General features: G+C 66.1%; 6 protein-coding genes. 2 read left to right on the top strand and 4 right to left on the bottom strand.

Annotated elements, in window-relative coordinates:
* The first annotated feature begins 3 nt into the window (after positions 1 to 3).
* Entirely contained in the window at positions 4 to 1,956 is a 1,953-nt protein-coding gene (locus QFZ41_RS17295) for a CocE/NonD family hydrolase (RefSeq protein ID WP_429199869.1), read from the top strand.
* Between the two features lie 18 nt (positions 1,957 to 1,974).
* Here QFZ41_RS17295 and QFZ41_RS17290 read toward each other — a convergent pair whose 3' ends face one another.
* The 3 genes from QFZ41_RS17290 to QFZ41_RS17280 form a co-directional block, all read right to left on the bottom strand.
* Positions 1,975 to 3,441 (bottom strand): catalase, encoded by a 1,467-nt coding sequence (locus tag QFZ41_RS17290; RefSeq protein WP_429199868.1) that lies wholly within the window; start codon positions 3,439 to 3,441, stop codon positions 1,975 to 1,977.
* A gap of 90 nt (positions 3,442 to 3,531) precedes the next feature.
* Positions 3,532 to 3,741 carry a tautomerase family protein gene (locus tag QFZ41_RS17285; protein WP_429199867.1) on the bottom strand — a complete coding sequence of 70 codons (210 nt, stop codon included), beginning with the start codon at positions 3,739 to 3,741 and terminating at the stop codon, positions 3,532 to 3,534.
* Positions 3,742 to 3,747: 6 nt separating this feature from the next.
* Positions 3,748 to 4,482, bottom strand: coding sequence for an SDR family NAD(P)-dependent oxidoreductase (locus QFZ41_RS17280; RefSeq protein WP_429199866.1), 735 nt, complete (start codon positions 4,480 to 4,482; stop codon positions 3,748 to 3,750).
* 124 nt (positions 4,483 to 4,606) lie between these two features.
* Here QFZ41_RS17280 and QFZ41_RS17275 point away from each other — a divergent pair, with 124 nt between their 5' ends.
* On the top strand, positions 4,607 to 5,524 hold the full coding sequence (locus QFZ41_RS17275; protein ID WP_429199865.1) for a LysR substrate-binding domain-containing protein: 918 nt from the start codon (positions 4,607 to 4,609) through the stop codon (positions 5,522 to 5,524).
* Positions 5,525 to 5,633: 109 nt separating this feature from the next.
* Here QFZ41_RS17275 and QFZ41_RS17270 read toward each other — a convergent pair whose 3' ends face one another.
* Positions 5,634 to 11,063: an autotransporter outer membrane beta-barrel domain-containing protein gene (locus QFZ41_RS17270; protein WP_429199864.1), complete on the bottom strand. Its 5,430-nt coding sequence runs from the start codon at positions 11,061 to 11,063 to the stop codon at positions 5,634 to 5,636.
* Positions 11,064 to 11,181: the final 118 nt, after the last annotated feature.

Here is an 11,181-nt window from a genome sequence, read left to right as displayed (position 1 = left end):
CCCATGCATCCACTACTGCGACTGGGTATCGTCGCGCTTGCCGCCGGAGTCCTCGCGACTCCGGCGGTCGGCGGCGAAAAGACCTATAAAGAACTGCCGACGGAGACGCCGGCCCATTTCACGCCGACGAACCCCGGCTTCGACTACGTGCGCCGAACGGTCGAAATCCCGATGCGCGACGGCGTCAAGCTGCATACCGTGATCCTCATGCCCAAGGGCACGAAACACGCTGGCATCCTGCTCACGCGCACGCCCTATGGCGCCGACGGCATGGGACATCGCAGCGACAGTCCGCACCTGGGACCGGCCCTGCGCGGCTACGACAATCCAGCCGACATCATCGTGCAGGACGGCTATATCCGCGTGATCCAGGATATCCGCGGCAAGAACGGTTCCGAAGGCGACTTCGTAATGAACCGGCCGCCGATCGGGCGCGGCAATCCCACCCCCGTCGACGAATCCTCCGACATCTACGACACCATCGACTGGCTGGTGAAGCACGTGCCGGAGTCGAACGGCAAGGTCGGCATCATCGGCATCTCCTACGACGGCTTCGAGGCGATGGTCGCCACGATCCGTCCGCATCCCGCGCTCAAGGTGGCCGTGCCGATCAACCCGATGATCGACGGCTGGATGGGTGACGACTGGTTCCACCGTGGCGCGTTCCGCCAGCAGATGATTCCGTACATCTACGGCATGGTGAACTCGCGCGGCAGCGACATTGGGTGGACCACGGGCTACCGCGACGATTACGACCTGTACCTTCAGGGCGGTTCGGCCGGTGACATCGGTCGCGCCTATGGCATGGAAGCGCTCGGCTTCTGGCAGAAGATCCTTGCCCACCCCGCATACGACAGCTTCTGGTCGGACCAGGCGATCGACAAGGTCGCGGCGAAGGAGCCAATGACCGTACCGACCATGCTGGTGCATAGCTTGTGGGACCAGGAAGACAACTACGGCGACATGGCCGTGTATCGCGCGCTCGCCCCACGGGATCCCGGGCACACGAAGTTGTGGCTCGTGCTGGGTCCGTGGCGTCATGCCAAGACCTGGGAAAAGGGCGATACCATCGGCGCGATCGACCTGGGCAGCGATACGGGTACCACGTTCCGCCAGAAGATCCTCCGACCCTTCCTCGCTCAATACCTGAAGGACGATGCGCCGAAGGCGGACATCGCTCCGGTCAACGCCTTCGTCACCGGTGAGAACACCTGGCGCCAGCTCGATACCTGGCCGTCGGCCTGCCGCACCGGCTGCGTGCCGGCGATGCAGCGTTGGTTCGTCGAGGCCGACGGCGGCCTCGCCACGACGGCACCCGCGAAGGGCGAAGACGAGTACGTTTCCGATCCCGCAAAGCCGGTGCCCTACCGCGTGCGGCCGATCCAGTCGTGGTCGCACGGCGTGGCCGATCGCGAGGATTCCTGGCCGGAATGGCTCGTGGACGACCAGCGCCAGTTCGCCACCCGTACCGATGTGCTCACCTATGTATCGCCCGTGCTCGACAAGCCGATGGGCGTGTCCGGCGAACCGCTGGTGCACCTGCTCGCTTCCACCAGCGGCACGGACAGCGACTGGGTCGTGAAGCTGATCGACGTCTATCCCGACGAGGTCGAGGAGAAGCCGTCGATGGGGGGCTACCAGCTACCGGTCGCCATGGAGATCTTCCGTGGGCGCTATCGCGAAGGCTACGACAAGCCCGTGGCGCTGACACCGGACAAGCCGCTGGAATACCGCTTCCCGCTGCCGACGGTGAACCACGTGTTCCAGCCCGGGCACCGCGTGATGGTGCAGGTCCAGTCGAGCTGGTTCCCGTTGTACGACCGCAACCCGCAGACCTTCGTGCCGAACATCTTCAACGCGAAACCCGGCGATTATCGCAAGGCCACGCAGAAGATCGTTCGCGACGGCGAGAACGGCACCTACCTGGAGTTGCCGATCGTCCCCGCCAGCCCATAGCGGCCGTCGCGGCGCCGGTCAACCCAGCGCCGCGATCGCCCCGGCCACGCCCTTGCCATAGTCGGGATGGCAGGCGGTGCAATTGGCGATGTGACGTTGCACGACCGGTGCCGACGCGCCCTTGATCGCACGCGCGGTGTTGTCGAAAAGGACTTGCCGCTGCGCCGCGCTCATCCGCTCGAACAGCTTCCGCGGCTGCGAGAAATAATCAGTGTCCTCGCGATGGTTCCAGCGCGCGGCGGCGGTCTCGGCGATATGCAGCGGCGGCTCCGAGAAATCGGGCTGGGCCTGCAAGGCACCGTGGCTGTTCGGCTCGTAGTGGGTCGATCCGCCACCGTTCCCATCCACGCGCATCGCACCGTCACGGTGGTAGGCATGCACGGGGCATCGCGCGGCGTTGACGGGGATCTGCGCGTAGTTCACGCCCAGGCGGTAGCGCTGCGTGTCGCCATAGGAGAACAGGCGGCCCTGGAGCATCTTGTCCGGCGAAAAGCCGATGCCCGGCACGATCACCGCGGGGGCGAAAGCAGCCTGCTCGATGTCCTGGAAGAAGTTCTCGGGATTGCGGTTGAGTTCCATCACACCGACCTCGATCAGAGGATAGTCGCCGTGCGGCCAGACCTTGGTGAGGTCGAACGGGTTGTATGGCGTCGTCGCTGCCTCGGCTTCGGGCATGATTTGCACGTACATCGTCCAGCGAGGGAACTCGCCCCGCTCGATCGCCTCGTACAGGTCGCGCTGGTTGCTTTCGCGGTCGTTGCCGACGACATCCTTCGCCTCGGCATCCGTGAGGTTCTGGATACCCTGCTGGGTCTTGAAGGTGAACTTCACCCAGAAACGCTCGTTGTTCGCGTTGATGAAGCTATAGGTATGGCTGCCGAAGCCGTGCATGTGGCGGAACGACTTCGGGATGCCCCGCTCGCTCATCACGATGGTGACCTGGTGCAGGGCCTCGGGCAGCAGGGTCCAGTAGTCCCAGTTGTTGTCGGCGCTGCGCAGCCCCGTCCGCGAGTCGCGCTTGATGGCGTGGTTGAGGTCGGGGAACTTCAGCGGGTCACGGATGAAGAAGACGGGCGTGTTGTTGCCCACGAGGTCCCAGTTGCCTTCCTCGGTGTAGAACTTCAACGCGAAGCCGCGGATGTCGCGTTCGGCATCGGCCGCCCCGCGCTCACCGGCCACCGTCGAGAAACGCGCCACCATCTCCGTGGTCTTCCCCACCTGGGAGAAAATCTTCGCCCGGGTGTACTTCGTGATGTCGCCGGTCACGGTGAAGGTACCGAAGGCACCGGCACCCTTGGCGTGCATGCGGCGCTCGGGAATCACCTCGCGATCGAAGTGCGCCAGCTTCTCGAGGAACCAGACATCCTGCAGCAGAGCCGGCCCGCGCGGGCCGGCGGTCATGGTGTTGTTGTCGTCGACGACGGGCGCGCCGAACGCGGTGGTGAGTTTGCTCATGGGTTCCGTCCTTGCCAAAGCCCGAAGCATTCACCGCCGTGACGCCGGCTGGCTTGGAAGGAATCTCCCCGCCGCGCCGGTCCGGCGGCCCGGACGTCACCGCCCGGGCCGCCGCTCCCGTTACGTGCCGGGATTCGGACCGCGCAATCGCGATGTCGGGACACCGCGATATCCCCAGTCCTCCATTGCGACCTCGTCGATCACCACGTGGGTCAGCTCCGGCGACTTGCCCAGCACGCGTTCGAGCGTTTCAGTGATCTCCGCGATCACTTTGGCCTTTTGCGCGGGGGTGTTGCCTTCCCGCGTGATGCGAACGTTGACGTAGGGCATGATGGCTTACCAGCGGCCGGCGCTCGAACCGCCATCGACCGGCAGCACGACGCCATTGGTGAACTTGCTGGTCACGAGGTAGACCACCGCCTCGGCGATGTCCTCGGGGCGGCCCAGCCGGCCCATCGGGTTCAAGCCGCTCAGGAAGCCATGGGTCTCCGGTGCGTGCATCGGGGTCTCGATGATGCCGGGGGCGACCGCGCTCACCTTGACGTTATGCGGCGACAGTTCGATCGCCAGGCCACGCGTGACATCGTTGAGGCCGCCCTTGATCAGCACGGGCAACGCCGAAGGCACGTTACGGTCCGGCTGCAAGCCCAGGCTCGCCGTGATGTTGACGATGTGTCCGCTCTTGCGTGCGGACATGTGGCGCGCCGCGACCTGGGACGGGTAGATGAAACCGCGCAGGTTGGTGTCGATCAGCGTGTCGATCTCGTCGGTCGTGTATTCGGCGAAGGGCTTGGCGATGAAGATGCCGGCGTTGTTGACCAGCACGTCGACCTGGCCGAAGGCCTCGATGGCGTGGTCGAACAGGCGCTCGGCGGTCTCACGCAGGGCGATGTCGCCGGCGACGGAGAGGAATCGGTCGGGATGGCCGAGCGACGCGGCAGCCTCGTCCAGGCGGGCCTGGCTGCGGCCGTTGCCGACCACGTTGTAGCCGAGGTCGAGGAAGGCCTTGGCGATAGCGAAACCGAGGCCGCTGGAGGCGCCGGTGACGATGACGGTTTGACGGGTGCTCATGGTGCTTGCTCCAAAGATGGTCAGGGTTCCGGAACAGGCGTTCCGGGCTGATCCACAATCTATTGCCACGCCTGGTGCGCATAAATAAGATCGGAAGCAATTGAATCATTACATGGTGTAATCGATGCACAGGCAATTCGACGACCTGATGCTCGGCAGCGTCGAGCTGTTCTGCCTGGCCGGCGAGCTGGGTGGATTCACCGCCGCGGCCACGGCGGCGGGCGTGACGCCGGCCGCCGTCAGCCGTTCGGTCGCCCGGCTGGAGGCACGCCTCGGCGTTCGCCTGTTCGTCCGCAGCACCCGGCAGATACGGCTCACCGACGCGGGCCGCATCTACATGGAACAGTGCCGGCAAGCGCTTTCCCAGTTCGCCGACGCGGAGCGCCTCGCCAGTGGGCAGCAGGCGCAGCTGTCCGGACGGCTGCGCATCAGCGTGCCGACCACGTATGCGCACTATCGCCTGCTGCCGATGCTGCCCGACTTCCACCGCGAGCATCCGGACGTGCGCTTCGACCTGCACATCAGCAATCGCAACATCGGTTTTTCAGACGAGGCCTTCGATCTCGCCATCCGCGTGCGGCCGCAGGCGGACTCCACGCTGATCCTGCGTCACCTCGAAGATGCGCCACTGGTGCTGGTCGCCACGCCCGCTTATCTGGAAACGCATCGCGTGCCACGCTCGCTGGCCGACCTGGCCGCCCATGAGTGCATCCAGTTCGACCTGCCGAGCAGCGGCCGGCGTATCCCCTGGTTGTTCCGGGAAGAGGGTGAAGACGTGGAGTTCGAGGCGGAAAGCGCGTTCACGGTATCGGAGGACGTGCTCGGTGGCGTGACCCTGGCCCGCGCGGGCGCGGGCCTCTTCCAGACCTACCGTTTCATCGTGGAGAAGGATCTCGCCGAGGGCTCCCTGGTCGAGGTGTTGCCCGAGCTGGCGGGGCGTTCCCGCCCTTACAACCTGCTCTATCCGCACAGCCGGTTCGTACCGCCGCGCGTGCGCGCGTTCATCGATTTCCTGACGGACCGGATAGCAATGAAACGGTGAGGCCTATCGCGGACAGGGTCCGCTCCCACCAAGCAAGCGCTGCGCTGTTAGCGAGCTGGTGCCTACTCGGTGGGAGCGGACCCTGTCCGCGATACGGCGTGCGAAAACGTCAGAAGTCCCAACGAACGCCAAGGTTCGCCGACCAGCCTCGCGCCCCCGCATCGCCCAGGTTCTTCTGCCAGTCGGCTTCGCCGTATAGCGATATGCGGTTCGCCCATGCGAACGTCCCGCCCAGTCCGATCTCCATCATCCGTCCGAACGAACCGCCGGTGAACTGTTGCGAGATATCGTAACCCTGCGCCCCCACGGTCACGTCGGAACGACCGCCCCAGCCACGTATGTAGTTGAGCCGCGCATAGGGCGTCGCCTTGCGGCCGGCATCGGTGGTCCAGGTGCGATCCAGGCGCAACCCGACCCGGCCAATGGTCTGTTCGAAGGCGTTGTAACGCGTCGTCACATCGTCGAGGTCCACCTGGTCGCGCAAGCCGATGTGCTGCCGGGTCAACTGCAATTGCGGCTCGAGCTCCCAGCCACTGTCGAATTTCCACGGGTAGCCGGTCTCGATCGATCCGGTCCACCCGGAACCACGCACGCGCGCGACATCCTTGGCACGCGCGGTGTCCACATCGCCCTGGTGGCGATCGCCCGAAGCGACCACGTCGACATAGAAGCCGTTGAGCTGCTGCCAGGTGACGAACATGGCGATCGAGTTGGAATTGAACTTGGCATGGCTGTAACCATCGGCCGCCTTGGGATCGAGCCGCGTCGTACCGTGCGTATACGCGATGCCGGCCCGCAGTGACGACCGGTCGGCGTCGAGGGCGAAGATGTTCATGCCGACCTGCACCGCGCGCGTATCGACATCGAAATCGTAGCCGTACTCATGGAAGGAGCGATCGGTGGAGTAGCTGTAATCGCCGCCCATGAAACGCACGAACGGCTCGCCACCCAGGCCTTCGCCGAGATCGTCCATGTCGCGGATTTCGCCGAGGCGGCGATGCAGGTTGTCGACCGTGCGATAGCCGTAGATCGCCAGCGCCGACGGCGAGACGATATAAGCGGGAACCTGCGGCACCACGGCGGGCCGCGCATCCGCCTCGGCCAGCGGACCGGTGGGCACGGGTGGAGCGATATAGGCCACGCCCGCCGCCGGCGTCGGTGCCGGCGATTCGGTGGTCGGTGGAGGACAGGGCCCATCGCATACCAGCACGTTCGCGAGTCGATAATCCCAGAAGGCATCGCCGCCGGTCGGGCCACCGACCACGCGTTGGCCGGCATCGCTGGCGCCTGGCTGGAACGCGTAAAGGCCGTATTGCCACGGCCCGAACGCGAGATAACCACCCTTGAGTCGGAACGCGCCGCCGGTCGACGCGCCCGCCACCTGCACGATCGAAATGCCCTCGCCCGATCCCACATAGCCGCTGTGGTCGAGATCGGTCAGCGCACCGCTGCTCAGGGCGGCGGGCGTCACGTCGATGATCGTTTCGCCCGACGCATCGCCTTGTACCAGGAGGCGATCGGTCGCTTGCGCGCCCAGCGGCCCGCCTTCATCGAGGCGGGTGACGAGCCGCGAGCCACCTTCCGCACCCACGTAGTCGCCATCGATGGTCAGGCTGTTGCCCGGTGAACCTGCGCCGTTGGTGAGATCGATGGTGCCCGCGTTCGATACGTTTGCCGAACCGGGCGATCCGCCCGCGATCACGGGATGCACGTTGTCGCCCGCGAACAGGGTCGAGGTCGGATCGATCGTCACATCGCTGTTCGCCAGGCGCAGGTTGTCGGTGAGGGTGAAAGCGGCGCCGTCGGCGAAGGCTATGGTGTTCCAGCCCGTACCGAGGTTCACGCCCTTGCCCAGCGCGTCGGCGGCGAAGGAACCGCCGCGGGCCTCGGTGCCGTCGAAGGACAGCGTGTTGCCACCACCACCGCCCGCGAGCAGGTGATACGTGGTCGACGTATCGACCGCGCCCACGGTTGCCTGGTTACCGGGTCCGTTCCCCATGGTCAGGCCACCGTCGAGCGTGCCCGCGCTCCAGGCGAAGGTATCGGTGCCACCGGCCAACGCGATGTCGCCGCGTATCGCGCCGGCCGCCACGGTCACCACATCGTTGCCAGCGCTGCCGCGTATCGCTTGCGCCGAGGGCGTCACCGCCGAGATCGTGCCGGTGTTGGCGAACGCCGTGCCATCGCCATTGGCGAGGTCGACGACGGGCGCGACGGTGCTGGCCGAGGTGAGACGGCCACGGTTCGTCACCGACGAGGCGGTTCCCGCGACCAGGGCCGAGCCACCCGCCGCATCGCGCATATCCACGGTGGCCGCACTGGTGACCTCGCCCGTGGTGAAGGCCTGGATACCGGTCGCGCCCGCGCCATTGCCATGGATGACGAAGCCCGGTCCGATATCCAGGTTCCCGCTGGTCACCGAGCCGTCGGCATGGCGGAAGGCATATCCCGTGCCTGATCCATCGATTTCCACGGTGGCCGATGAAGCGGGATCGATCGCGGTGGCGGTGCGTAATCCGGCGCCGTTGCCGACGCGCAGCGTGGCCCCCGCCAGCGTGATGGCTCCGATTTCGGCGGCGTTCTCGATCGCGTTGCCCGACCCCAGCGTAGTGATCGTCGTGCCGTTGGCCACGAGCGACGAGGCGCCGGCATCGAGAAGAACACCATGCGCACTGCCGCGGGTGACGATGGCGGAATCCCCGGCGCCCAACACCAGCCCCGCACCGTCGATCAGTTGCACACCGGCGATGCCGTCGTCCACCGTGATCGAACCGGCGGGATTGAGCCGTTGTGTACCGGCGCCTTCCACGCGCACACCGGTGCCGCTGCCGACGTGGATCGTGCCGTTGTTGGCGAACGTGCCACCCGTGCGCAGGATCGCGCCCGTGGCGGCGGGGCCGCCGAGGTCGACGGCGGCGGTATTGGTCGCCGCCGCACCGGTCTCCACGATAAAGCCCGTCGCGTTGGCGCCCGTGAAATGCATCGCGCCGGCGTTCGAAAGCGACGCGCCATTGCGCGCGATGTAACCGATGACACCGGCTTGCGCGGAATTCAGCGCCGCGAAGCTGGCCAACGACGTGCTCGGGACCACCGAACCGCTATTGGCTCCGGTGAGATCGTGCTTCTGTCCGTCCGCGATGCCTGCGATCGCGCCGGGACCCGTCAACGACATCGTGGTGGCCGCGTCGATGGTCCCGGCCGCACCGCCTTCCGCGATCACACCCTGCGCGCCACTTCCGGAAACGGTGATATTGGCGTTACGCGTATTGAGCACGGAACCACCGCCACTGCCGAGCACGCCAGTGGCTTGCGCACCGGAGACGCTCATCGTCAGGCCCGTGCCGTCGAAATCCGCGCCACTGTCCAGCCGGAACAGGGTCGACTGCGGCGTCGAGACGTCGAGCGTGGAGCCGCCGTTGACGTTGATATGCGCGTTGTCGCCGAACGCGAAGAAACCAATCTGCTTGCTGCCACTGTCGAAGGCGGGCGCCGCGCCCGCGGCGACATCCACCGTGGCCCGGCCGCGCGCATGGATGCCGATCGCGCCATCCCCCAACAGGTTCACCGCACCCTGCACGTTCGCCCGCGCGGTCGCCAGGCCTTGCCCTTCCGCCCATACGCCGATGTTGCGGGTGCCACTGGACGGATCGGCGCCACCGGCGACGTTGATGGTCCCGGTGGAGGTGACCAGCGACGCGACGCCGGCCGTCGACAACGCCTTGACGCCGGTGCCATTCACACCATTGAGGTTGATCGTGCCACTGTTGGAAATCGCGCCGCCCGCTCCCGCGTTCTGCGCCAGAATGCCCACGTTCTCGCGCGGCACCGCCGCCGCACGTCCATTGATGTCGATGGTGCCTGCATTGTTCACGACGGCATTCGGCGCCGTGACGAGGATGCCGGCCGCGTTCTGGGTCAACGTCCCGATGGTGATGCCGCCCAGGTTCGTCACGGTGGCGGCCGTCGGCACGTTGATGCCCGTGGTGATCGTGCCCTGGTTCACGCCGACGTCGGCGGCGGGCACCGATGGATCGGTCTGCGGGCCGCGACCGATATAGATGGTCCCGCCCGCGGCGTTGGTGAATCGGGCGGTGGCGTCGTTGAGGTAGATGCCGTCCATCGATCCATTCGAGCGCGAGCCGGTCACGCCCACGTTGACGATGCCGCTGTTGGTTCCCGTGGCTCCGGCGCCGAGCCGGATGCCGGTCGACTTGCCCGCGCCATTGGTCGAGCCGGTGGCGAGATTGAGGATGCCGGCGTTGTCGAAGCTGCTGCCCGCCTGCACATCGACCACGTTGGAACCGAACGGGCTGTTGACGATCGTGCCGGCCACGCTGCGAAAGAAGTTGCCATTGATCACGCCATTGTTCGTGCCCGTGCTGGCCCCGGTGAGGATCACCGCCGAACCATCGCCCGAGGTATGCGTGGTCGCCAGCGTGCCGTTCACGGTGACGGTGGCCCCGGCCTCGCCGCGTACCGCGCCGTTGTTGGCATTGACCACTTCCAGCGTGGCACCCGACGCGATCGTGCCGTGGGCATCGGGCCCGACCAGGTGCATCACGATGCGGTTGCCGATGGGCTGGGCGACCTCGTCCGGCGGGCTGTCCGCCGTGATGCCATAGACGATCTGTTCCGTGGTCGAGGTATAGCCCCTGGCGAACAAGCCCGCATAGAGCGTCGGGTCGAGGTTACCGGCTTGCATCTGCGCGATCAGGAAATCGTTGTACTCGCGCAATTGGGCATCGTTGGTGACGGTGTGCGTGGTGGTCGCTCCGTCGGTGGTGGTGACGTTGAACGTGCCACCATAGTGGGAGACGAAGCTCACGCCATAGGTCTGCGGCAGCGTCGGGTTGGCCACCTCACCGGTGAAGGCGATCCGGTTGTTCGAGGTCCAGTCGAGGTTGCTCGCGACGCCGCCGGTCCCGTCGGCATAGAAGAGCGAGGTCTGCTTCGCCGCCATGGTCCAGCCATTGGTCGCCGCGTCGGTCGCCGCGCCGGCGGTGCCGATGTTCACCGCGAGCGATCCGCCTGCCGAGGTGACCGTGCCCACCCGTGCGTCGATGTACTGCTGGTCGTTCACGTTGACCACGTCGGGCACCGTGGTGTCGAGCCCGATCGCGCCCAAGGGCGACAGGTTGGCGGTGTTATAGGCGGAAACGACACGGCGCCCACCGGTGATGGGGTCCGGCACGCTGACACCGAAGTTCTGCGAACCGGGGTTGAGACGTGGCGCGCCGATCCATTGCGTTCCGGATATCAGCCGGCCCAGGCTGTCCAGGGCTCCGAGCGTCGTGTTGCGTGTTCCGGTGTCGCCGGCCTGGAATTGCTGGTTACCTGAGATGGTGACCGTGCCGCCCGCCGCGACGACGGTCTGACCTACCTTCGTGTCGTTGTTGACGGGGTCGTAGGCCGCCAGCGGTACGGTTTGTGCCTCGATGGAGGCGGAAGGAGCGCCGAGGCTCGCCGCGACGGCCAGGAAAAGCACACGATGTCGCCAGCCGTCCTTTCCAGGACGGTCGTTCGCACTGCGCGTTCTCATATTGTCTTACCCCAACGGCGCCGCGTCGTACGGCGTGCCCCCCTTGCGCGGATTTATCGACGTGCCAGATGAAGGAAACGTGCAGGGAGGCCATCCGTTGCCGAATCGGCGCACAAGG

The sequence above is a fragment of the Luteibacter sp. W1I16 genome (genome assembly GCF_050434905.1).
In the GTDB taxonomy this organism is placed as follows: Bacteria; Pseudomonadota; Gammaproteobacteria; order Xanthomonadales; family Rhodanobacteraceae; genus Luteibacter.
The sequence above is the reverse complement of the archived record's forward strand: the minus strand, read 5'-3'. Positions and strand labels throughout refer to the sequence as shown.

Bases quoted from the DNA above. Each gene is read 5' to 3' on its own strand.
- QFZ41_RS17295 (WP_429199869.1), top strand. From the start codon at position 4: ATGCATCCACTACTGCGACTGGGTATCGTCGCGCTTGCCGCCGGAGTC.
- QFZ41_RS17290 (WP_429199868.1), bottom strand. From the start codon at position 3,441: ATGCTTCGGGCTTTGGCAAGGACGGAACCCATGAGCAAACTCACCACC.
- QFZ41_RS17285 (WP_429199867.1), bottom strand. From the start codon at position 3,741: ATGCCCTACGTCAACGTTCGCATCACGCGGGAAGGCAACACCCCCGCG.
- QFZ41_RS17280 (WP_429199866.1), bottom strand. From the start codon at position 4,482: ATGAGCACCCGTCAAACCGTCATCGTCACCGGCGCCTCCAGCGGCCTC.
- QFZ41_RS17275 (WP_429199865.1), top strand. From the start codon at position 4,607: ATGCACAGGCAATTCGACGACCTGATGCTCGGCAGCGTCGAGCTGTTC.
- QFZ41_RS17270 (WP_429199864.1), bottom strand. From the start codon at position 11,063: ATGAGAACGCGCAGTGCGAACGACCGTCCTGGAAAGGACGGCTGGCGA.